Source organism: Sulfurimonas sp. (assembly GCF_023229105.1).
In the GTDB taxonomy this organism is placed as follows: Bacteria; Campylobacterota; Campylobacteria; order Campylobacterales; family Sulfurimonadaceae; genus Sulfurimonas.
In genome coordinates this window covers 1-22,671 of the sequence record NZ_JALNZY010000018.1, presented here as the reverse complement: position 1 = coordinate 22,671, position 22,671 = coordinate 1, and the positions used below count along the sequence as shown (strand labels likewise).

Below are 22,671 nucleotides of genomic sequence, written 5' to 3'. Positions count from 1 at the left end.
TATAGCTATTTTTATTTAACTACTTAAATTATATGACATTTTGTCATATAATCAACTAAACCAGCCCTCGAAGAAGAACAAGCATAACGATTGCGCCAAAGAGGTAGCCGTCTATTCTATCGAGCATTCCGCCGTGTCCGGGTAAAATATTTCCGCTATCTTTTACGCCTGCCGTTCTTTTTAGCGAACTCTCAAACAAATCACCAAAAATCGAGCCAACCGCAACCATAAAAGAGATTATAAATGAAATACCCAAATCAACTATGCCAAGACCTACAAACATACCGCCTATAGTTGCCACGACAACTCCACCTACTACGCCCTCCATTGTTTTATTCGGAGAGGTGGCGCTAAAAGGAGTTTTGCCGATACTTTTGCCTACTGCATAAGCCCCGACATCCGTCATGCCAACAACTACCAAAAGCCAGAAAAGAGAGATTACTCCATACTCTTGATACATGCTAAAGATAAAAAGCATTCCTGCAGTGGGGTAGATAAACACAAAAAAGTTTTTCCAAGTAAGCTCCCTATTAAAAGCAACCGCACTCGCATAAATAACGCCTGCTAAAACAAAAAGATCGTCGCTGTAAGGGTAGAAAGCCGCGATAAGCCACAAGCCTGCAGCGTAGTATATTAAATCGTTCTTTTTTATATCAAAAAGGCTCATTGCCTCTTTAAAGGCAAGAAGATAGACTACTCCAAGAAAGAGCCACATAAGAAAAAAATTGTCTATAATACCTATAATCAGCACTCCGGCAATAAGCGCCAAACCTGTAGTTGCCCTCTCTTTAGAAGCCGTAAATATACTCATAAAAAATCCTGTGAAAATATATAAAAAATATTATAACCTATCACACTTTAATATCAAGTATGTGCAGAGGAGTAGAGCTCTCTTCTTCTTTAGAGCTTTCCCGTTTCTTGTTTCTTGCAGTCTCTTGATCTGCCTCATTTTTTTCATGCTCACGGTCAGGGTCAATTTCATGAACCTCCTCCGCAGGACGAACTTCTAGAACTTCTTTCTCTTTCTCTTGCGCTGCAGCTTGAGCAACCATATTTTGAAACTCTATGCGATTGTTATGAGCGTTTTGCAAGGAGGTTGCAGACGCTGTTTGCTGATTTACATAAATTGCATTTCCGACTAAACCTACCGCCATCCTATCTCCCTTAATTTTACTTTGTAAAATGAAGGAATACCTTCATTTATTTGTCCGTAAAAAGAACGACTCCTTTTTATTTCGTTAGCCGCTGTGGCATTAACGAGTATCAACCTCTACTGTTTTGTACTTATTATACAGTACATTAGCACCATTTTGGATACTAACTTCTCTTCGTGGAGTATAATCGACCAAATAGCGCCCTTTATCAAACATTGTAAAATCCACACATAACCTTGCCGCACTCTCTATTACAGACACGGGGACATTTTGTTTGTCGGTTGTGATGATAACATGCGCGGAGGGGCGCTCTTTCATATGAAGCCAAATATCTTTTGCTCGCGCATTTTGGAGCAGTTCTACATTGCCTTTTTCATTTTTACCTAGACTTACCTTATAGCCCTCTACCCAAAAAACCTCGATAGAGTCGTTTGTTTTTACTTTTTTAGCCTGAACATTTTTTGGAAAAAGAAGCTGAATTTTTGCGACATCTTTTGCCTCTTCTACCGTATGGATAAAGAGCTTCATATGCTCTATTTTTGAAAGCAACGAATCTTTTTCTATATGCAGATGCGAAGCTCTCTGCTTTGCTTTTTTACTCCTAGCAAAGAGCGAATTTGCCATCATAGCAACTGATGAGAACTCCTTATGAAGCTCGATTTTTACCTTCTCTCCCTCATAATCATCCACCTCTATAGCTTTTTGATATGGCTTGATTTTATGCATGTTTGCCAAAATAAGATTTGCAAAATGGTTCTGTTTTGCTGCTTGGGCTTCAAGTTCATTTTCATCATCTAAACTCTCATAAAGCTTCTGTAGTTTTTTGAGTTTTTTGTTCAAAAGTGAGATTTTTTGCTTCTTTAGCGAGGAGAGTTTATCTTCCATCTCCTTTTTGTACTCCTCATACAAAAACTGCTCGACATCTTCAATGGGATACTCTTTTGCCTCAAAGGGAGCCTGCGGAACATCTAAGAGCTTCTGCCCGACTCTTACTTCACGAAATGATGAAAATATATCAACATGGCGAAGCGCCTCAAGCACTACTTCATTCTCATCAAGGATAATAATATTCGTATATTTTCCCGTAAACTCAACCTGTAAGTATGTAATCTCCTCTTTATATGCTGATGCTACCGAGGTTTTAAATCTTACTATTTTATCGCCGCCAAAAAGCTCTATATGCAGAATATTTGCACGATTAAACCGTTTTGCCAAAAGCACGTCAAACGGTGCATTATAAACTTTTGAGCGGGCATAAGAAGCACACTTAAATATTCTAGAGTTTGAGCGCTGCATCTCAAAGTAAAGTTCATCATCCCTGTCAAAAACGACTTTTATAATAGTGTCGCTTACTCTATAAATGGCAGAGATTTTTTTAAATTTTTGCAAATAAGCGGTAATTTGCTTTAAATGTGATAGTTTCATAACTATAAGTTTATCTAACTTTTTAGTTATAATTGTGAAAACTTAAAAAGGCTTAAACAGAATGATTCCTAAAGGGTTTGGTAAAAGATACTTCTCATTAGTTGCCATTCAAGCTTATATTTCACTACAAAAAATCTCTGCCGCAAGCGTCTCTATCTGCACACTTGATGGCAAACCTCTAAAAGTAAAAAACAACTCCCCTCCCTCTGCATAACTTTTCTCATCCTAATCAATAACAAAAATAATGGAAATTAACTATGCAAAAAAATATACTCTTATCCCTGCTTGCCTCAAGCATATTAGTTGCTCAAAACATTGAGCTAAAACCTCTAGCCATTACCTCAACTGCCATAAAAACGGACGAGCTTAGGTCTACTGATGCCGTAGAGATTTACACGGCAGAGGATATACAAAAGGCTCATGTTCAAAATGTTTATGAGTTTTTAAATCAGCAAACCTCAGTTGCAACTGTACCCTCTTACGGAAATCCTTTCTCTCAAAGGCTCGATATGAGAGGTTACGGGATAGGAAATGGGTATCAAAATATAGTCATCACGATAAATGGCAAAAAAATCAATAACATAGATATGGTTCCACCTCTATTGTCCGCTATCTCTCCTGCTTCAATAGAGCGTTTGGAGATTATAAAATCAAGCGGAATCGTAGTCGGCGGAGATGGAGCAAATGCCGGTGTCATAAACATCATCACCAAACGAAATAGCTCTAAGGAGATAACTCTTTACGGCGGAACAGATGGCATGGTCGATGGTTCCTTTTATCTGGGACACAATGATGAAAAACTCTCTATCTCGGCAAGCGGCGAGGCACAAAAAAGTGATGGCACTCGCACCATAAATAGCCAAGGAAGCAAGGATGAAAGTTCTCTAAAAACAGGTACGTTAAACATAGCATATATTCCCGTTAATGCGTTAGAGCTAAGAGCAGGCGCTTCCTTTACAAGAACAGATGTTATCTATGGAAGCTATTTGACGCTTGATGAGTATAACGATGATGCTGCGCAAGCGGGAGCTTCAAACTGGGGTGCGACTGAGCAAAAATTTGACACAGATGCCATAAGCGGAGGTTTGAGCTACTATTTGGGCAACAATCTCTCTTTAAATATTGACATTAACCGTGAGGAGAAGAAATCTAACTATATAACATACTCGTCAATTTCAGAGTATGTTTACAACTCTGCAAAAACCACTCTTGAGTATGAGAGTAAAAATATGATGCTAATTGCTGGGATTGAGGGTTTTGAGGGAGAGCGGACAGCTTACGGGGATGAGACAAACAAAGAGAATCTTGCAGGTTTTGTTATGGGTAATCAACAATTTAACAACCACTCTGTAAAAGCAGGCTACAGATATGAAAAAGTTTCATATGATTATAAAGGCTCAGTCGCATCACTAAAAGATGCGCACTCACTTTATGGCGCAGAGCTTGGCTATAACTATGCTCTTGATAAAGAAAAATCCTTTTTTATAAACTATGCTCATGCATATCAGGCTCCCGATATTGACAGGTTTTTCAACTATGGAGGAACATTTAACGGCTTTATAAGTCCGATGAAAACAGATAGTTTTACGTTTGGATTTAACTGCATTATGCCTAACAACAAATTTAAAATCTCTTTTTTTTATGTTGATTTGGAAAATGAGATTTACTACTACGCTGATTCGACTCATATAAACTCTAAAAACACAAACATAGACAAATCATACAAATACGGTTTTGATGTTTATGACAAATGGATTATGAGTGAGAATCTTAATCTTGCTCTTAACTATAACTATGTTCAAGCAAAGATAGATGAAGAGGTTGAAAATGGCGAAGATTACTCGGGAAATGACCTGCCCGGCGTTTCAGATCACAACCTAAAAGCAACGCTTAGTTATCTTGCTAACAAAAATATTACTCTGGCATTAACTCAAGTTTACCGCTCAAAAGCCTATGCAGCAAGTGATTTTAATAATGATTTTGCTCAAAAACAAGAAGCATACAAGAGTACGGATATCTCAATAAGCTACACAAAAGATAGTTTGGAACTTTTTGCTAAAATAAACAATCTGTTTAACCAAAAGAATGGGTTATGGATAGAAGATAACGCTATCTACCCTCTAAATTTCACAACCACTGCAATGGCAGGATTTAAACTAAAAATCTAAGGAGATGAGGTGAGCATAAAAACTCTTTTTTTACTGCTATTTTTTACGCTCACGCTTTTTGGCAATGAGAGAATCATCTCTCTTAGCCCCTCCATCACAGAGATAGTTTACGCACTACAAAAAGGTGGTAATTTGGTTGCTACAAGCGAGTATTCGCTCTATCCGAAAGAGGCTCAAGCTTTACCTCTCATAGGAAATTATTCAAGCCCAAACTTAGAAAAAATCATAGCTCTATCTCCTACTCTAGTCATCGGTCAAGATTTTAATCAAGCAACTTTAGAGAAATTAAAAAAATTTAATATCAAAACCCTGATGCTCAAACTCCAAAGCATCAACGATATAAAAAGCGCCATTATAGAACTCTCAAACACACTCTGCGTCAGCTCTAAAGAGATTGTAAAAAGTATCGATGAGGCTATAAAAAACATTCCTAAAAATAAAAATTCGCATAAAGTCATGATAGTTTATGGGCTGCAAGAAGATTTAAGAAACGGCATCTATATAGCGGGCAATAATATCCTGTTTGACGACATTATTACGCTTTGCGGCAATACTAACGCATACAGCGCTAACCAAACTAACCAACCTGTTTTAGGTTATGAAAATGTTATAGCACTAAATCCAGACCAAATAATAATACTTCATTCAGAAGCCTCAAACAGCCTTGTTAACAAAGAAAAAGCACTCTTAGCCTGGCACCTGCTTCCAACTAACGCAAGTAAAAACAGACATATAACAATCGTGGATGAGAGTTATATAAATATCCCCTCCCACAGAGTCGCACAGACAATTACCAGACTTTGCAAAGAGATGAGCAGATGATTGAGTTAAAATCCCTCTCTTGCGGTTATTTTAGTGATGTTATTTTACAAAATATCAACATCAAGATAGATGAGCATTTAAGCATTCTTGGTGCAAATGGTTCAGGCAAAAGTACGCTGGCAAAAGCTATCTGTAATCTCATAGACTTTAGCGGCGAAGTAAGCATAGAATCCAAAAACATCAAAGAACTCTCCTTTTTAGAGATGGCAAAGGGCATCTCTTACATTCCTGCTAAACTAGAAATTTACGATTCGTTTATAACCCTTGAGGAGTTTGTACTTTTGGGAAGATTTGCGCATAAAAAAAGCTTTTTCGAGTATTCACATGAAGATAAGAAGATAGCAAAACAGAAGATAAAACTTCTAGGACTTGAGCATCTAAAGGCGCATACTCTTCTCTCTTTAAGCTCAGGGGAGCAGCAGCTCGCACTCATCGCCGCAGCACTTGCGCAGGAGAGTAAAATCATCATCTTTGACGAGCCTACTGCAAACCTTGACCCGCACAACTCAAAAATAATTGCTTCTTATATAAAAAAGCTCAAGGTAACGCATCAAGTCATACTTATAACACATGATCTTCACCTTGCTTGTTATGTAGAAAATCCTATACTTTTTATAAAAGATAAAAATGCTCATCTTTATGGAAAAGATTTTTTTGATGATGAGGTATTAAAAGAGCTCTACGGGGTTGGGTTTTGCTCATTGGCGGTAAAGTATGAGTAGATATACAGTATGGTTTTTTCTAGCCTTTATCTTTTTAATCTCCCCTTTTATCGGCTCAGTTTCGCTTGAGTTGGGCGAAATTTTTGATTTTTCCACTCTTGCTTCGAGCATCTTTTTTGAGCTTAGAGTGCCCCGTGTTTTGTTTGCGTTTTTTGCGGGAGCTATCCTCTCTATTTGCGGTCTTCTTTTTCAAACACTCTTTCGCAATGCACTTATGACACCCTACACTCTTGGGGTTTCAAGCGGTGCCGTTTTGGGGGCAGGAGTTGCCATAAAGCTGGGCTTGGGGAGTATCTTTTTTGGTATAACCGCTATTCACCTTTTTGGCTTTTTTGGAGCGCTTTTTACTGTTTTTTTACTTCTTTATCTCTCAAAGTTTTTAAGAAACGCTCACCATGAGTCGCTTTTGCTGCTCGGAATAGCTCTCTCACTCTTTTATACCTCTGCGCTTATGATAATCTTTTATCTAGGAAGTGCTATGCAAAACGATATGCTCATTCGCTTTACCATGGGTTCACTCTCCACAATTGGGTGGCAGAATCCTCTTATAGTTGGTTTTATAGCTGCTCTTTTGGTTAGTGTCGTTTATATGTACCGCTTTGAGCTTCAACTCTTGGGTATTTCAGATGAGGGGGCAAAACTAAAAGGGCTTGATACGAAAAAAACAACCCGCATACTTCTTGTTCTCTCCTCCTTTGCTATCGGTACGCTGACAAGCATCAGCGGACCCATTGGTTTTGTAGGACTTATAACTCCACATATCGTTGCAAAAATTCACCCCTCTACCATAAACAGACGCATCATAAAAACAGCTCTGTTTGGGGGATTTTTTTTGGTTTTTTGTGACACAATAACAAGAGCATTATCCTCGCAAAGCGAGTTGCCTATCGGAATAGTAACTGCACTTATCGGCGGACCATTTTTTATATATCTTATTATTAGGAAGAAACCATGAATATCTTATCAAAAACAGCTCCTTTAGAGGAGTCGATTTCAAAAATGAAAAAAGTTCTAGAAGATGTCGGATGTAAAGTGAACTTTTCACAACAAAAACACCCTCTGCAAAACTGTTATTCGGTAAATCTAAGCTCCGCTGAAGCACCAAAACATATCTACTCAAACGGCAAAGGAGTCCTAGCAGAAGCTTCAACGGCAAGTGCTTTAGGCGAATATATAGAGAGGCTTCAAACAAATAACTTTTTTATCGACTTTTACCTTCCAAACCGTAAATATTACCCTGATGAAAAACTGTTTACGTTTGGCGGAGCATACCTAAATGAAGAGCTTTTGAGTATCTATGATGTCAATGGGGAATTAAGCGATGAGGATTTGGTTGACTATAACAGTAATTTTTTTGACAAGATACTTACTCTGCCATTTGTAAAACGGAGCGATAAAACAGAGGTCTATTTTCCTCTAAATATCTTAAGCAACCTCTATGTAAGCAACGGGTTGGCAACCGGTAATACGCCAAAAGAGGCTCAAGTTCAGGCACTTAGCGAGATATATGAACGCTACGCTAAACTAGAAATTATTAAAAACGGCTATGCGTTGCCAAAATTTCCCGATGAGATTGTAGGCTCTTTTAAAAGAGTTAGCAGCGACTTGGAGGCGCTTAGAGATAAAGGTTATTTTGTGGAGGTGCTTGATGCTTCACTCGGCGGAGAGTTTCCAGTAACTGCCATCTCTCTTATAAACCCTAAAAACTCCACACTTTTTGTCTCCTTTGGTGCACATCCTATTTTAGAAGTGAGTCTGGAGCGAACTATGACAGAGCTTATGCAAGGGCGAAACATCGATGAACTTGATACGTTTGAAGTTCCAACATTTGACATGAGTATAGTCGCCGACAGTTTCAATCTTGAATCGCACTTTGTGGACTCTAACGGGAAACTCGGGTTTGGATTTTTAAGCGCAAAAAAAAGCTTTGAGTTTTCGCCGTGGAGATATAACGCAAAGAGTATAGATGATGAGTTTGATTTTTTGATAAATATTGCAAACAAAATGGGCAAGGAGATATATACCCGCCAGTATAACTATCTGGATTTTTACTCATGTCAAATTCTTATTCCTGGTATCTCTGAAGTTTACCCAATGGAAGATCTGCTCTATAACAACAAAAACAGCGCAAAAGCTATTCGGGACATGGTACTAAACTTTAACGATTACAACCCTGAGGATATATTAGACGAAGTAGAGTCGCTTGACAACTCTTTGAGCATGGAGAAGTACATCGGTGTGATATTTCAAAACAACTTTACAATGGCAGAGTTTAAAGCGCAAATCTATCTACTTCTGGACGAGAGGGCACAGGCGCTTGAGCTTTTGGAGTTTGGAGCAAACAGACTCGGACATATTATTGCAGAACTTATTCACATGCAAGAAGCAGAGCTTGATTTTGAGGAGTATAGGGATGGACTTTTTGCTATATTTACTCAAGAGAGAGTTGAAAAAGCAGTGCGAATTTTAGATGCAAAAGAGTTTTTTATAGACGTGACACTTCATAACGACTACCATAACATGTTAGCGATGTATGACAAACTTGATCTTAAAAAAAGGAGTATGCTTTTATGAGTTATGAAGAGTGGTTTACGCAACATGGAGCAAAACATAAAAAGATAGTAGATAAGCTTGTAGCGCGCGGTTTGAGTGAAGATGAAATCATCGATTATTTTGACTTTGAGAACATGGTAAAAGAGGAGAATGACTTCTGCCCGCTCTACAAAGAACCTAGAAAATGTCACGACATAAAAAAGCTCAACTGCTACCTCTGCGGGTGTCCAAATTTTAGATTTAATGACGAGGGGTTAGGTGAGTACAACAAGGTAAAAATACTAAGCAGATGCGACATTAACAACGGTACCAAATCTGCAGCCGGCGGAGCCATTCATCAAGATTGCTCAAAGTGCACCGTCCCACACCACAGAGCCTATGTAAAGAAGAAGTTTGATTTGGATTGGAAAAAAATTATGAAAGAGTGCAAAGTAGATTAACTCTTCTAGAGACCGCACTCCATCCAAAGAGCGGATGGAGTATTTTTATTTATGTCTGCTGTTTATCTCTTCTTTTAACATCGCATCTAAAATATTTATAACTTCATGACTTGCTTTTTCTGCGTCACTAAAATAGGTCATTACATTATTTGCCTCTTTTGTGCATGTGCCTTTTGCTACACAATCAACTGCTTTTTTGATATTATCATGAACACGAGCATGAGGGGCTTCAAGTTTTGTATAACTAGGAGTTTTACTAAACTTTTCTTGACCGATTCCACTTTCATACCACATACCTAAACGACACTCTTTGTGAGAAGCAAACTCTTTATGAGACTCTCCCTTAAAGACTGTTTTGTAGCCTTTTGCTTTAAAAACAAGATGGTCTAGTTTGACTAAAACCATAAATATCTCATTTGTTATATCTTGGTTGCTTTGTACAATCTCTATGGAACCATCATGCAAGGAGCTTAGTTTTTGCTGCAGAGACCCTATCTGTTCGTTTGAGCTTGTTGATAACTTCTCCATGGATTGAGAGTGGGCGTGTACCTCTTGCGTGTTTTGCTTAAGACTTTGCACCGATATCTCCACTTCACTTGTAGCCTTTTGTGTTCTCTCTGCTAGTTTTCGAACCTCATCGGCAACGACGGCGAATCCTCTTCCATGTTCACCTGCACGGGCTGCTTCTATGGCAGCGTTTAGCGCTAAGAGATTTGTTTGATCGCTTATATCTTTAATAAGATTGATAACTTCTGAGATATTTTCAACATTCCCATTGAGGGTGTTTACTTGTTCATAGGTACTTGTAATGTGCTTTAACAAAGAGTTCATTGTCTGCATAAGAGCATTTACATCCAAAAGAGAATCATCCGCATTTTTTTCATTGCTATGTCCTCTTTTATCTATCTCCTCAAAAGCTTTTAAATTTTGCGTCAATCCATCTTGAAGATGATTCATATCAACTGCGCAAGCATCTGTTAAACCTTCGGTTAATGCTTTGATAAGATTATTCATAATCTGCGCTTCACTACTCTCAACCACTTTTTTTTCAAGCTGCTTTACTCTTGCTTCTGCCTCTTCAAGCTCCTTTTGAAGTTTTTGTATCTCCCTATCTTTTGCATCTACCTCTGCTTTGTTTTTTTCATTTTTACCGAAGAACATTTTAGCCCTTTTTGTTTTTTTATATTATAAAAGATAATACCTTTCTTTTGTTAAATAGCATATTAAAAAACATAATAATTTTTTTTTGATTATTTTCACTAAAAGCTATAACAAATCTTAAAACACAAGCCAGAGTTTTTTCACACCCATCAGCTTTTTTAAACATAAATCTTTTTATAAAACCTAACTTTTTCATTTCATTAGATAAAATTTCAAAATGAAAACAAAAAAAGCACTCTTTATCGGTGGTATTAAAAGCGGAAAATCATATAACGCAGAGAGTTATGCACTAAAAATTGCATCCAAAAAGCCAGTCTATCTCGCAACGACCGAGTTTATAGATGCTGAGATGCAAAAGCGAATAGATGCTCACAAACTCAACCGAAAAGAGAACTTTGAAACTGTAGAGGAGCCTCTGAAACTTTTTGAAATAATCTCAAAACAAAAAAGTGCAGTGCTTGTTGAGTGCGTAAGTATGTGGATAAACAATATGTTATATCACGGCTTTGGTTTTAGTGAGATGAAAAAAGAACTCGAAGCTATTTTGATGCTGGATAAAACAGTGATTTTTGTTATAAACGATGTTGGATGCGGAGTTATCCCTGAGAATGCTCTAGCACGGGAGTTTGTAGATATCAGCGGAAAACTATCTCAATTAATAGCAAGCGGATGCGAGGAAGTCTATCACACTATAGCTGGCATCTCAACGAGGATAAAATGAGAGATATTTTAAAAGGTTTTGCGCTGGCAGTTTCAATGTTAACAACTGTTCCTTTTTTCAAAGTCCACGATTTCTATAAAGGAATCAACGGCTATGCAGTGATGTTTTACCCGCTTGTTGGTTTTTTACTCGGTCTGATTTTGTGGGGCATTTTCTCTCTTTTAAACCCGCTTGTAGCATCTACTCATCTTGGTGTTATAATCTTTGGAGTTTGGATTTTACTCACGGGCGCACTTCATCTTGATGGATTTAGCGATACGGTTGATGGTCTGTATGTTGCCAAAGAAAGAGCTTTGCAGGTTATGAAAGATTCACATGTCGGCGGGATGGGAATGATAATAAGTGGCACTTTTTTGATAGCAAAAGCCTCCTCTTTAGCTCATTTTGAACTCTTTTATCTTCTGCCCCTTATTCTTATGCTCTCAAGACTAAACGCTGTTTTGGCAATCTACTTTTACCCATACATCACGCCAAACGGAATGGGTGCTTTGGCAAAAGAGGAGCTTACAAAACCGCAGATGCTCATAGCGTTTTTTTACTCATTTTTGATAGTTCTAGCATATAACAAACTGCTTCTTTTTGTTAGCGCCTTGTTAGTTTTATTTGTTATAAAAAGCATATTTGTAAAAAGATATGGCGGCTTTAGTGGAGATATATACGGTTTTAGTATTGAGGTAACGGAGCTGATTTTGCTCAATCTTCTACTTTTTGGATTGCGTGTATGAAGTTAACCTTAGTTCGTCATGGCGAAGTAGATAAAAAATATAAAAACTGCTACAACGGAGACAACGATATCGGTTTGTCAAAAGAGGGAAAACTTCAGGCAAAAGAGCTTGCAAAAGAGCTAGATGTATTAACCTTTGATGCAGTTTTTTGCTCAGACTTAAGACGTGCAAAAGAGACTCTAAAGCACTCCTTGCATGCAAAAGAGGCAAGCTACTCAAACAAGCTAAGAGAGAAATCATGGGGCGAACATGAGGGGCTTAGTTTTGAGCAGATAATAGCGCAGGGTAAGATAGAGTACATAGACTTTGCACAATGGATAGAAGCCCTTGATGGCGAACCTTATGAAGAGTTTGCAAAGAGAGTAAGAGCGTTTTTCTTGGAGTTTTTACCCTCGCTTAAAAAAGAGCGTATTCTAGTCATAACACACGCAGGAGTTATCCGAGTTTTACTCTCCCTCATCAACGCTCTAACGCTCGAAGAGGCATTTAGCATAAAAGTCGAGCATGCATCACAAATAAAAATAAATATGCTAAAATAGAATAAGATTTAATGACGGGGCTACCTAATGGACGATAAATCCGATAATTTAAAAGATAAAAGCTTGTTCTTACTGATAAAAAAGAAGATTGGTAAGTTAAAAAGAGTATTTGGCGTAGTCGACAAAAAGGCGCCTATCTCTTTTGAGCTATCAGAGTTTATGCAAGAGACCGAATCTGCCATGCTAAGACTTCCTTCAAACTATAAAAAGCTCTATGAGTCTACACCCATTGAGCCGAGTCTTTTTGTAAATAGAGAAAAGGAGATAGCAGAGCTACAAAAATCTTTTACTAACTGGACAAAAAACCGTTTTGTCACGTGTGCGATAATCGGCGAAAAGGGGTGTGGAGTCAGTTCAACATTAAACTCATTTTTGGACACTATCCCCAATACCGACTTGATAAGAAGCGAGCTGCATGAGAAGATATATACAAAAGAGGACTATTTTAATTACTTTAACACTCTGCTAAAAACTAAAGATATCACTACTAACGAGGGGCTTATCGATTTTTTAAACGATACTCAAAGTGCAAAAATAATCATTTTAGAAAATCTGCATCATATGTTTTTAAAAAAAGTGGGCGGATTTGAGAGTATTAAAACACTCTTTGAACTTATCTCCTACACTACAAAAAAGGTGCTTTGGATTGGAGTTTTTACTCCTAGGAGTTGGTATTTTCTTGACAAAACAATCTCTATCTCAAACTACTTTACGAGTGAAATCTTTATGGAGCCGTTAACTCTTCAAAACATTAAGGAGATAATTTTCAAACGAAACGAGCATGAAAATCTAAATATAGAGTTTCTTAGTAAAGAGGAGAGTATAAAGAGCAGAATATATGAAAATTTGGAAGATGAGCAGAGACAATCTTTGTTAGAGGAGAGATTTTTTAAACTGCTGCACAAACTCTCAAACGGAAATATCTCTCTTGCCCTGCTGTATTGGGCAAGAGCGATTGAGAAGCTAGATAAACAGACTCTCTTTGTCACGGAAATAGATGATTTTGACTACTCCTTTATTAAAAATCTCTCGCCTGAAGCTCTTTTTGCACTCCAAGCGCTCGTACTCCATGACGGACTTACTTTGCATGACTTCTCTATTGTTATGAATGAATCTCTTGAGAAGAGCCGTAAGATGCTTATGCCGATGCTTGAAAAAGGGATGCTTATCCAGCCCCATAAAAAATATAATATAAATCCCGCCGTCTATAAGCAGGTAGATGACTATCTCTCATCTAAAAATTTTATTCACTAACATGGAGGTACTGATATGAAATTTATAACTATCCTTTTCTTTACTTTTTTTGTGCCAATACTCTGCACTGCAGATATCTTGCCAAAAGATAGCATTTTAAAGGTTGACCCTATGGATTTTTTTGTGATTTTTTCTCTCTCAAAAATTCTTTGGACGTTGTTCTTTTTTGTTGTTGTTTACATATTTATTACTCTCTTTACAAAATTATTGGGCTTTTTTGCAGAAAAGAGCGCTAAAGTTAGAATAGCTATAAAAGGATTTATCCCCATTTTTAGAATAACTCTCTGGACGCTCTTTATAGTAGTAATAATAAAAGTAATATATAGTCCTCCAAAAGAGATGCTTCTAACGGCTCTAGCTTCCGTGGCTATAGCGGTCGGGTTTGCTACGCAAGATCTGCTTAAAAATATATTTGGCGGCATCATGCTTCTTTTTGACCGCCCTTTTAAAGTCGGCGATAAGATAAAAGTGGGCGAAAATTACGGGGAAGTTATAAATATAGGTCTGCGCGCGACACGCATTGTAACTCCTGATGATTCAATGGTTGTGGTTCCAAACATGAATCTTATGAACACCTCAGTTTCAAACAGCAACTTTGGCGAACTCTACTGTCAGGTGGTTGCACATATTATACTTCCAATTGATGCGCCTATGGACAAAATCCGTAAAATTGCCATTGAAGCAGCGCAAGTTTCAAGATACATTTATCTAAACAAGCCTATTGAAGTGCTTTTTACAAACAAGATTTATCAAAGAAAACCTTTTTTGGATATGCAACTAAAGGCGTACGTTATGGATATCCGCTATGAGTTTGGGTTCAAGAGCGACATGACAGAGATAGTTATAAAAGAGCTGCTTACCAAAGGCATCCTCAACAGAGATGATTTAGATTAAGTAACTGATCTTGCACACTTTTTGTAAAAAAGGGCGTAAATACCTTGTAAATCTCGAAAAATTTATTTTTCGTAGCTTTAGGGGGTTGCAAGGGGCATCTGTCTCTGCCGCTAAAACGGACGAGTTCGTTTTAGTGCGTAACATCAGTAAATAAATTTTATAAAAAGAGGAAAATGAAAACATACAATATCTTTACACATAAGCCAGATTCGCTTCCAAGCGGCAAAGCGGACTTTTTGCTCGCGGCATCTGTTACAAAAACCTGCGATATTGAGGGGATAACACAAGCGGGAATCCCCGGTAAGATTTGGCTTACGCCCACTCTTGATGCGGAATTTATTATAAACGAGAGAGTTTTTTCACTTAGCGAACTTGCGGAGACTCCTACAGGAGTGCCGACTCCGGCAATTATAACTAGAGCCGTACATAACTTGACTCCCTTTAGCACTATTGAGGTTTTTGACTTAGGGTTAAAAATAATTCCTCAAAATTGCATCGTGCATAACTTCGATATCCCAATATCTGATTCTGTCGCAACAGGAGCAAACATAGACGCAAAAAGTGTCTTTGAAAAGGGAATGAAGGCAGGAAAAAGTTATGAGCTAAAAGGAAACTATCTCATACTTTCAGAGTGTGTTCCTAGTGGAACAACCACAGCAACCACAACTGCCTTAGCGCTTGGATATAACTGCAGAGACGATTTCTCTTCTAGTTTTTCAAATGCATCAAGCAGTATAAAGAATGAAACAGTAGAAAAAGCTCTCTTACTTATAAATAACGAAATGAGTACCTTTGAAAAGTTATCTATTATAAGTGATAATATGCTTATTTTCTGTGCAGGTTTTTTACTTGAAGCTTCAAGAAGATTCCATATAGTCCTTGCGGGTGGAACACAGATGGCAGCATGTCTGCTTGTAGCAGATAAGTTAAGAGAAGATGTGCTTATGAGAGTAAAACATGAGAACATAACCCTCGCAACTACTGCTTGGGTAGCAAAAGACGAAAACTCCGATATTGCCCATATACTATCACTACTGAGCTACAAAGTGCATGCGGTGTATACAACCTTTTCCTTTGAAAAAACGAGCATTCCTATACTCAAAAAATATGACGAGGGCGAAGCAAAAGAGGGGGCGGGAGCGGGAGCAGCTCTTGGATGCGCATGCGCAAATAAAGTCAATAATGAAAAGCTTTTAGAAGCCATTGAGTATATTATCTACTCAATGTAAAAGTTGCTATTTTCTCAGCGCAAGTGGCAATAAATTGAGTGCTCTAATTAAAAAAAATATCCAATGGAGAGAGAAAAAGAGTGTTTACTTGCAGAGTCACTGAGTCCATAATCATAACACGCATCCACAAACCAGTTTCGATTCAAATCAAGGGAGTAACCTGCGCCAAGTGTTTTAATTGCGGTAATATTTTTATAGATGCTCTCGTTAATGACATATGAGAGAGTATAACTCTTTTGCAAAGTTGGCTTGTGCGTAATCCCGACATGAAGTGATTTCGTATTTTGATATGTAATAAATCCAAAATCAGAATCATTGACAAAAGTGTAGCTGTAACCCCCAAAGAGATAATTTTTTTCATCCACCAAATAGCTAAAATTAAACCCTACTCTGTAGTCAAGTGCCTCATTACCGTAAGAGCTTTTATATGTCGGAAAAACCAACGCGGTTAAAAGATTGAGAGAAAAAGTATCGCTTAGAGGGAGTTTATAAAAAAGGGCAAGCGTAGTATCATCCCATCCACTAGAATCTTGAGTATCAGAGCGATAGCGAGAGATGACGGCTTGCAGCGTTATATTGTCCATGTAAAAATCACTTTGCATAAAGGTAGTTATCGTGTCGGCACTCTCTTGCAAAGTGTAGTTTGTTTGCGAAAATCCCATGCCAAAAATAATATCAAAATAAAACTCTTTTGCACCGCCATGGATACTGCATCCATCATAATCGACCAAATCGCTAAAAGGTGTTTGTGGGCATTTATCATATATATCCTCCACGCCGTCGATATCGCTATCCATATATGCCATGCCAAGCGTAACGGTTGCAAAAAAGAGCAGCACTATTTTTTTCACTGTCTGCCGCCTTGATATTTCGGCTGTGATGGCTGCATGCCTCTTTGCTGCATCTGCCTTGCCCCTGTCGGTCTATTCTGGTTCATTCTATGTTCAAAATAATTTTTATCTCTATTTTTTTCTTGCTGCATGCTGCCTTGAAGCATCCCGAGAGCTTGTGCTCTCTGCTCTTCATTCATAGCAGCGATTTGAGCTTTTAGACGATTCATCATCTCAACTCTCTCTTTTGGCGCAGCTTCTTTCATCGCCTCTATCTGCGCACTAATATCGTCTGCATGCCCAAAAGTTACAAAGAGCAGCAAAACCGTCAATATATATTTTTGCTTGTTCATTTTATCTCCTTACTACATTGTTTAAATGAAGCATAAAAACTGTTCCTTTTGAAATTTCACTCTCAAGTTCAATGCCGATTTTTAGTGCATCGCAAAACTTTTTTACGATATGCAAACCAATCCCCATTCCTCGTTCTTGTTCCTTATAAAATCTCTCAAAAACCATTTTTGGATTCTTAATCCCCTTGCCACTATCCTCAATTCTAAGTGTTTTGTTCTTTGTATTAATATCTATTTTTACAAAACCATTTATTTTGTTGTACTTTGCAGCATTGCTTAAAATATTGTCAATGACGCGTATCATGGCATCATAATTTGCTTCAATTAAAAACATTACCCCGTTGAGCGAAAAGGTGATGTTCGGATATAGTTTTTCAAAGAGCGCAACTCTCTCTTTTAAAAGCTCAAAAAGGTCAATCTCCTCTTTTTGATAGGCATGCCCCTCAAGATAACTTCGCAAATTATCCCCAAGTGATGCGATTGTATCGATACTTTGGGAGACTCTTTTGATTTTTTTCTCATCACCGGGCATTGCATGCAAAAGAGTTACATTAAGGCGTAAAGCCGCAAGGGGTGTGCCGAGGTCATGAAGTATGTCACGGCTAAACTCCTCTGTGAGACGCAGCGCATTTCTTAGCGGATGAAGTGCATAAAGCGAAAAAAGCAAAGAGAGTGTGGCAAGTGTCAAAAGCGCTAAAAGATACTGTTTTAAAACAACAATTTTTATATCTTCAAGATACTTTTGGTATTTATCTCTCTCAAGGCTTAGCTTAAGTGCATATTTGTCATTTTTTGGAATAGAAAAGTGAGCAAAAAGTTCGCCTTGCTCCTCAATCATACGATAGAGTTTTTTATGCTCAAGATCTACAAAATCAAACATATACTCCCCACACCTAAGCGTGTAACTGCACAGCTGCATCTCAGTGTATACCTTCTCTTGAAACTCATGGATTTGTTTCAAATAGTACAGATAGGCAAGCACCCCACTCAAAAGAGACAAAGAAAGAAAGAAAACTCCAAAACTCTTTAAAAATGACTCTCTTTCAGCTCTTCTCAATGCGATATCCTATGCCACGAATATTGACAATCTCCCACTCAGTAGTAGATTTAAGTTTGTTAATAGCCACTCGCAAAGCACTCTCGCTTGGGTGTTCCATAACATCAAAAAGAAACTCTTTGCTTATCGTTCTACCTACATTTTTAATAAAAAGTCGCAAAAGAGGAAGTTGTACATCTCCTAAAGAGATAAGTTTTTCATCTTTTTTTACCTCATCATTTTGCGGGTTGTAGCTGATTTTCCCATAAGAAAGAAGTGTCTGCTTTTTTAAAAATCTCGCTTCAATGCGCAGCAGCAACTCTTGCGGATAAAACGGCTTTTTTATATAGTCGTTTGCTCCGACCCTAAAGCCCTTTGTCATGGCTTTAAGGTCGGTCATAGCGCTGATAAAAAGGGTAGGTGTGGCATCATCGGCACTGCGAAGCTGTTCAAGCAAATCAAAGCCGTTTATCTGAGGTACGTTTACATCAAAAATATAGAGATCATACCTCTTTTGCCACGATGCTTCACAAGCTGCATTGCCATCCAAAACCCAATCAACCTCATACCCGCTCTCAAGCAGCATCTCATAAAGAGTTTCACCAAGCACTATATCATCTTCTAAAAGTAAAATAGCCGTTTTTTATCCTTTTTACTGATGTTACACATTAAAACGAACGCGTCCGTTTTAATGGCAGGGACAGATGCCCCTACAACCCCCTAAAGCTGCGAAAAACTATGCTTTTCGAGAATTATTTAGCGTTTTTTTGCTTATGCTATCGACTCAAGTGCTACCAAATGATTTTGTGAAGCATCCAAAAAGTGGGAGTAAACCTGCCCCAAAAGCGTTATGTCCGTACCTTCTATAGTGCTTTGCAAGTCCGCAATTTCCGTCTGCTCTATTAAAATCCCCACATCTACTGCATCTTCAAGTGAAAGCGAGCCTTGTGCAAGCAACGTTGTGTAGAGATCTTGAATCTCACTATTTATATAAACACCCGCTTCATCACTGATAGTCGTTGTATCTACTCCTGCTTTTGAAGCTACTTCAAGGAGTTTATCATAATGTTTCTGTTCAGAATTTGAAATAACATCAAAACTATCTATGCCCGTTAGTTCATAGAGTGCATCATAAATATCACGGGACATCTTCTCCTCTTCAATCATGTAAAGAAGAGACTCAACCTCCGCTTCATTAAGAGTAATATTTTGAATTTCTCCGTCTGCAACCATCAAAGCGTTTACCGAACCTTTTTGCATCTCTGCACCGTTTTGCATTTTTCCCATCTGCTTATTTTGCACTTTTTTCATCTTCATTTCCTTTTCATTGATGTTACGCAATAAAACGAACGCATTCGTTTTATTGGCATGGACAACTGTTGTTTGTTGCCTCTCATTGTTTATTTAAAATAGTATTTCCGCCATTTTTTCAAGCCAGCATTCAAGCTCTCTAAAAAACATTATCTTCCTCCTCTATATTGTTTACCTCCTCCGCCGCCTCCACCTTGACGCATTTGTGAACCGCTACCGTCCTGCGTACCAGACTTGCTTTGGCGCATGTTGCTTGATTCGGCTTGTCTCTCCTCTGGGCTTAGCGTCTGCATGCGAGATTGCATCTCACCCTGAAATGCACTACGATCTGCCTCCGCAACGCTTCCTCTTGCTGCTCGAAGTTCCTCTGTACTCATAGCGCTATAGTCAACTGCAAAAGCAGCAACTGCACTTAAAAAAATCAGACTTAACTTTTTCATAACTTATCCTTTTGTTTTTGATAGCGGTATTATGAACTTATTGCATTAGCGGAGTGTTAGCAGTGAAATATGTAAGAATAATTTAATGTTTTTTTGCCATGAAAGAACGTGAAAAGTAGTTAAAAATATGCTAACTAAGCATATAAAATGGTTGTTTCTCCTCTTTTGATGCTTTATTTACTTCTTATCTTAAACTCTATCAAGAAGTTTTTTAAGGATGTAGAGCTTAGCTCTTAAATTCTCAACATCTTCACTGCTTTGAGCATTTTTTATCTCTTTTTTCGTCTGTTGTATCTTTTCATGAAGCTTCTCTTGGAGTTCCTCTTTTTTTTGTTTGTCATCAATTTTGCTAAAAAAAAGCTTCTCTATTCCCTTAAACACCTTATTTATATTCATCTTGAGCCCCCAGCGTTCTGATATTTACATCTTTTATCCACAATATTGTAGCGGCTTGTATCAAATTTTGTATTACCCCATACGCAAAGGAGCTATCGTTAATAAGCGAGGTTGCCATTTTTGAATCAATCTTGTTTTCTCGTATAAGGGTATCTATTCTGCTGTTTTTTATGCTGTCGAGTGTTTTTGTGCTCTCTCTTAGAAGCTCTATCGTTGACATGACATCAAGCTCGTCATCATGCTCCTTTAGCCTCTCTATAGTATCTATCGTCTTTGCAATATATACCCTTAAATTGTTGTACTCATCTTTGACATAACTGTTTCTTGACTTGGAGTAATAATAGATGTTTTTTTGCAAATCTCTCATGTTTTTTACCGCCTCAACAATCTCTCTTGAAGCAAGCTTAAGATCATAGACCCTGTTTTGATCCTCTTCGTTCATCTTCTCCTGAGAGAGTGTTGCGTAGTGAATAATCTCCCCATAAAGTGATTTAATCTTATTTGTATAAAATTCGTTTACATCACTATTTATATTTATCTTTGAGTTTTTCACAACGCTTTTTATATCTGCGCTTTTTATAAATTCATGACGATGCAAGAACATGGAGTGCGAGATTGCCTCAACAGCACTGTTATACAGATGAATTATCTCTTTTTTTATTGACTCGATTGCGGCATCAGGCACATTGATGACAACATTATCAAGATAGAGCGGCTTTAGCGCATAAATATTTACCTCGATAAAAAGGGTTTCTAAATATTTGACAAGCCTGCTTGTAAAAGGAGCTACAAGTATAACCCCGATAACATTAAAGATGGTATGAAATAGTGCCAACTGCATAGCATAATCATCACTATCTATGCCTATTTTTATAGCCAAGTAGGTTGTAAAGTCGCTTAATTGGTATAAAAAAAGTATCGCTATAAATGCTGTTATGACTTTGATAATGAAGTGTGCAAAAGCAACTCTTTTCCCGTTTGAATTTGAGGATAATGCAGCAAGAACAGCTGTAATAGTTGTCCCTACATTTGCCCCGATGACAAGTTCAAGCGCATTAATATATACAATCTGATTTGTTGCAAGTGCCGTAATAATTAGCGTTATCGTCGCGGCACTTGACTGCATGACAACCGTTGCCACCACCCCAAGCAACACATAGACCAAAGCACCGAGATAGCCCTCAACCGCAAATTTTGACATATCAATCGTTTTTTGCAAAACCTCAAAACCATCCTTTATGTAAGCAATACCAAGAAATATAAACCCGAGTCCAAGCATTATCTTTCCGATTCCTTGATAACTCTTGCTCTTTGAGAACTTAAGAGCTGCGCCAAAGATTATCATAGGCATGGCATAAATCGCTATATCTATCTTTACACCAAACGAGGAGACTATCCATGCAGTCGTAGTTGAACCTATGTTTGAGCCAAATATTACACCGATAGCACCGCTTAAGGTTATGAGCTCTGCACTTAAAAAAGAGATTATTATTATGGAGACCAAGGTTGAGCTCTGCATAATGGCAGTTGCAACAAATCCTGTGCCTATAGCTTTTGGCAGAGTATCTGTGCTTACTTGTAGAGCCTTCTCAAGCACACCACCGCTAAAGAGCTTAAAACCCTCCTCCATAAAAGCCATACCCACTATAAAGATGGCAATTCCGGCTATAATAATCTTATAGTCGTTATTATAAAAGACAGCAAAAGCAAGAAAAAGCAAGAAAAACTGAAAATAGAACCTCTTTAACACCGATTACCTCTATTTAGATAAGTATTATTTAGCATACTACTATCTTTTGAGTTAAATTTGCTTTTAGAAAATAGCTGTTATAAAACTGCCTCGCAGTTCTAGCACTTTTACTGAAGCTATTTTTTACTTTAATCTATCCGTACTAGAAGAGAGAAGCTAAAGCATCGCTTCCATTTCTCTCGGAAGCAAGGTTTCAACCTCGTTAAAATCTCTTTCGGAAACGAGGTTTTAACCTCGTCAAATGCAGGCAAGGTTAAAACCTTGCCTCCAAGCTACAAATAGTTATTTTTGCTGTCTCCGTTTTGAGCGATTAGATATTTTAACCAGAGCTCGATACCCTCGTCTGTTTTATTTGCAAAATCTTCAAAGCTTTGAGTCAGACTGTGAATAAGCTCTTTTTCTATCATTAATACACTCCAAAAATCAAATAGTTACAAAGTATGATAGCAAGGAAAGTTGGGAGTAACAAAATATATTACTATTTGTCATAGATTTCATTCTTTTTTTCTCAATTATTATAAAGCAAAGCGTCCATAAGAGCCACTCTTCCTCTCCAAACTTGAAATTCTTGTTCGTTTGTCGGTTTACTTGCTTTATACCAAGGAGCTTGTCTAATCGGTTCAATTATTTCATTCCAATATTGCTCGTATATTTTTATTTTATTATTTATTTTAAAAGTATCTTTTAATTTTCGAAAGTTACCTTTTTTTTCTTTATTATTAATTCCGGTAACACAAAAAAAATGGTC

The 22,671-nt window shown here is 37.7% G+C and carries 27 protein-coding genes; 13 read left to right on the top strand and 14 right to left on the bottom strand.

Annotation, left to right across the window (positions count from 1 at the left end; all coding sequences use genetic code 11):
• Nucleotides 1-55 precede the first annotated feature (55 nt).
• From M0Q17_RS04045 to M0Q17_RS04035, 3 genes are all read right to left on the bottom strand, one after another.
• The gene (locus M0Q17_RS04045) at nucleotides 56-811 is read right to left on the bottom strand and encodes a phosphatidate cytidylyltransferase (RefSeq protein WP_295083557.1); all 756 of its coding nucleotides are present in this window, start codon (nucleotides 809-811) and stop codon (nucleotides 56-58) included.
• Between the two features lie 40 nt (nucleotides 812-851).
• Entirely contained in the window at nucleotides 852-1,154 is a 303-nt protein-coding gene (locus M0Q17_RS04040) for a hypothetical protein (RefSeq protein ID WP_295083555.1), read from the bottom strand.
• Between the two features lie 99 nt (nucleotides 1,155-1,253).
• Nucleotides 1,254-2,579 (bottom strand): NFACT family protein, encoded by a 1,326-nt coding sequence (locus M0Q17_RS04035; RefSeq protein ID WP_295083553.1) that lies wholly within the window; start codon nucleotides 2,577-2,579, stop codon nucleotides 1,254-1,256.
• Nucleotides 2,580-2,640: 61 nt separating this feature from the next.
• Here M0Q17_RS04035 and M0Q17_RS04030 point away from each other — a divergent pair, with 61 nt between their 5' ends.
• The 7 genes from M0Q17_RS04030 to M0Q17_RS04000 are packed head-to-tail and all read left to right on the top strand — an operon-like array spanning nucleotide 2,641 to nucleotide 9,284.
• Complete coding sequence (locus M0Q17_RS04030; protein ID WP_295083551.1) at nucleotides 2,641-2,793, top strand: hypothetical protein; 153 nt, start codon at nucleotides 2,641-2,643, stop codon at nucleotides 2,791-2,793.
• Nucleotides 2,794-2,836: 43 nt separating this feature from the next.
• A complete protein-coding gene (locus M0Q17_RS04025) occupies nucleotides 2,837-4,747 on the top strand; it encodes a TonB-dependent receptor (RefSeq protein ID WP_295083549.1) in 1,911 nt (636 codons plus the stop codon).
• Between the two features lie 9 nt (nucleotides 4,748-4,756).
• Nucleotides 4,757-5,569, top strand: a complete 813-nt coding sequence (locus tag M0Q17_RS04020) for an ABC transporter substrate-binding protein (protein WP_295083547.1) — start codon at nucleotides 4,757-4,759, stop codon at nucleotides 5,567-5,569.
• Complete coding sequence (locus tag M0Q17_RS04015) at nucleotides 5,566-6,291, top strand: ABC transporter ATP-binding protein (protein ID WP_295083545.1); 726 nt, start codon at nucleotides 5,566-5,568, stop codon at nucleotides 6,289-6,291. The genes M0Q17_RS04020 and M0Q17_RS04015 overlap by 4 nt, the downstream gene beginning before the upstream one ends.
• The gene (locus M0Q17_RS04010) at nucleotides 6,284-7,246 is read left to right on the top strand and encodes an iron ABC transporter permease (RefSeq protein ID WP_295083543.1); all 963 of its coding nucleotides are present in this window, start codon (nucleotides 6,284-6,286) and stop codon (nucleotides 7,244-7,246) included. Before M0Q17_RS04015 ends, M0Q17_RS04010 begins: the two co-directional genes overlap by 8 nt.
• Nucleotides 7,243-8,865 (top strand): YcaO-like family protein, encoded by a 1,623-nt coding sequence (locus tag M0Q17_RS04005; RefSeq protein WP_295083541.1) that lies wholly within the window; start codon nucleotides 7,243-7,245, stop codon nucleotides 8,863-8,865. Before M0Q17_RS04010 ends, M0Q17_RS04005 begins: the two co-directional genes overlap by 4 nt.
• Nucleotides 8,862-9,284 carry a hypothetical protein gene (locus M0Q17_RS04000; protein WP_295083539.1) on the top strand — a complete coding sequence of 141 codons (423 nt, stop codon included), beginning with the start codon at nucleotides 8,862-8,864 and terminating at the stop codon, nucleotides 9,282-9,284. Before M0Q17_RS04005 ends, M0Q17_RS04000 begins: the two co-directional genes overlap by 4 nt.
• Nucleotides 9,285-9,329: 45 nt before the next feature.
• On the opposite strand, the gene M0Q17_RS03995 is transcribed toward M0Q17_RS04000, so the two are convergent.
• Nucleotides 9,330-10,445, bottom strand: coding sequence for a methyl-accepting chemotaxis protein (locus tag M0Q17_RS03995; RefSeq protein ID WP_295083537.1), 1,116 nt, complete (start codon nucleotides 10,443-10,445; stop codon nucleotides 9,330-9,332).
• Nucleotides 10,446-10,662: 217 nt separating this feature from the next.
• On the opposite strand from M0Q17_RS03995, the gene M0Q17_RS03990 reads away from it, so the two are divergent.
• From M0Q17_RS03990 to M0Q17_RS03965, 6 genes are all read left to right on the top strand, one after another.
• A complete protein-coding gene (locus tag M0Q17_RS03990) occupies nucleotides 10,663-11,166 on the top strand; it encodes a bifunctional adenosylcobinamide kinase/adenosylcobinamide-phosphate guanylyltransferase (RefSeq protein ID WP_295083535.1) in 504 nt (167 codons plus the stop codon).
• Nucleotides 11,163-11,891 carry an adenosylcobinamide-GDP ribazoletransferase gene (locus tag M0Q17_RS03985; protein ID WP_295083533.1) on the top strand — a complete coding sequence of 243 codons (729 nt, stop codon included), beginning with the start codon at nucleotides 11,163-11,165 and terminating at the stop codon, nucleotides 11,889-11,891. Before M0Q17_RS03990 ends, M0Q17_RS03985 begins: the two co-directional genes overlap by 4 nt.
• Nucleotides 11,888-12,430 (top strand): histidine phosphatase family protein, encoded by a 543-nt coding sequence (locus tag M0Q17_RS03980; protein ID WP_295083531.1) that lies wholly within the window; start codon nucleotides 11,888-11,890, stop codon nucleotides 12,428-12,430. Before M0Q17_RS03985 ends, M0Q17_RS03980 begins: the two co-directional genes overlap by 4 nt.
• Nucleotides 12,431-12,457: 27 nt before the next feature.
• Nucleotides 12,458-13,684, top strand: a complete 1,227-nt coding sequence (locus tag M0Q17_RS03975; protein ID WP_295083529.1) for a hypothetical protein — start codon at nucleotides 12,458-12,460, stop codon at nucleotides 13,682-13,684.
• A 15-nt stretch (nucleotides 13,685-13,699) separates the two neighbouring features.
• A complete protein-coding gene (locus M0Q17_RS03970; RefSeq protein WP_295083527.1) occupies nucleotides 13,700-14,578 on the top strand; it encodes a mechanosensitive ion channel domain-containing protein in 879 nt (292 codons plus the stop codon).
• Nucleotides 14,579-14,751: 173 nt separating this feature from the next.
• The gene (locus M0Q17_RS03965) at nucleotides 14,752-15,807 is read left to right on the top strand and encodes a nicotinate-nucleotide--dimethylbenzimidazole phosphoribosyltransferase (protein WP_295083525.1); all 1,056 of its coding nucleotides are present in this window, start codon (nucleotides 14,752-14,754) and stop codon (nucleotides 15,805-15,807) included.
• 47 nt (nucleotides 15,808-15,854) lie between these two features.
• On the opposite strand, the gene M0Q17_RS03960 is transcribed toward M0Q17_RS03965, so the two are convergent.
• The 10 genes from M0Q17_RS03960 to M0Q17_RS03915 all read right to left on the bottom strand — a co-directional run.
• Nucleotides 15,855-16,658 carry a DUF3187 domain-containing protein gene (locus M0Q17_RS03960; RefSeq protein ID WP_295083523.1) on the bottom strand — a complete coding sequence of 268 codons (804 nt, stop codon included), beginning with the start codon at nucleotides 16,656-16,658 and terminating at the stop codon, nucleotides 15,855-15,857.
• Nucleotides 16,655-16,990, bottom strand: a complete 336-nt coding sequence (locus tag M0Q17_RS03955) for a hypothetical protein (RefSeq protein ID WP_295083521.1) — start codon at nucleotides 16,988-16,990, stop codon at nucleotides 16,655-16,657. Before M0Q17_RS03955 ends, M0Q17_RS03960 begins: the two co-directional genes overlap by 4 nt.
• A gap of 1 nt (nucleotide 16,991) precedes the next feature.
• Nucleotides 16,992-18,047 (bottom strand): HAMP domain-containing sensor histidine kinase, encoded by a 1,056-nt coding sequence (locus M0Q17_RS03950; RefSeq protein WP_295083519.1) that lies wholly within the window; start codon nucleotides 18,045-18,047, stop codon nucleotides 16,992-16,994.
• Entirely contained in the window at nucleotides 18,034-18,660 is a 627-nt protein-coding gene (locus M0Q17_RS03945; RefSeq protein ID WP_295083577.1) for a response regulator transcription factor, read from the bottom strand. The genes M0Q17_RS03950 and M0Q17_RS03945 overlap by 14 nt, the downstream gene beginning before the upstream one ends.
• Before the next feature lie 137 nt (nucleotides 18,661-18,797).
• Nucleotides 18,798-19,337, bottom strand: a complete 540-nt coding sequence (locus M0Q17_RS03940; RefSeq protein WP_295083517.1) for a DUF2202 domain-containing protein — start codon at nucleotides 19,335-19,337, stop codon at nucleotides 18,798-18,800.
• A 149-nt stretch (nucleotides 19,338-19,486) separates the two neighbouring features.
• Nucleotides 19,487-19,777 (bottom strand): hypothetical protein, encoded by a 291-nt coding sequence (locus tag M0Q17_RS03935; RefSeq protein ID WP_295083515.1) that lies wholly within the window; start codon nucleotides 19,775-19,777, stop codon nucleotides 19,487-19,489.
• A 189-nt stretch (nucleotides 19,778-19,966) separates the two neighbouring features.
• Nucleotides 19,967-20,173 (bottom strand): hypothetical protein, encoded by a 207-nt coding sequence (locus M0Q17_RS03930; RefSeq protein WP_295083513.1) that lies wholly within the window; start codon nucleotides 20,171-20,173, stop codon nucleotides 19,967-19,969.
• Nucleotides 20,160-21,923, bottom strand: a complete 1,764-nt coding sequence (locus M0Q17_RS03925) for a Na/Pi symporter (protein WP_295083511.1) — start codon at nucleotides 21,921-21,923, stop codon at nucleotides 20,160-20,162. Before M0Q17_RS03925 ends, M0Q17_RS03930 begins: the two co-directional genes overlap by 14 nt.
• Before the next feature lie 272 nt (nucleotides 21,924-22,195).
• Nucleotides 22,196-22,330, bottom strand: coding sequence for a hypothetical protein (locus M0Q17_RS03920; RefSeq protein ID WP_295083510.1), 135 nt, complete (start codon nucleotides 22,328-22,330; stop codon nucleotides 22,196-22,198).
• 101 nt (nucleotides 22,331-22,431) lie between these two features.
• A partial coding sequence (locus M0Q17_RS03915) for a hypothetical protein (RefSeq protein ID WP_295083508.1) occupies nucleotides 22,432-22,671 on the bottom strand: 240 nt, incomplete at its 5' end.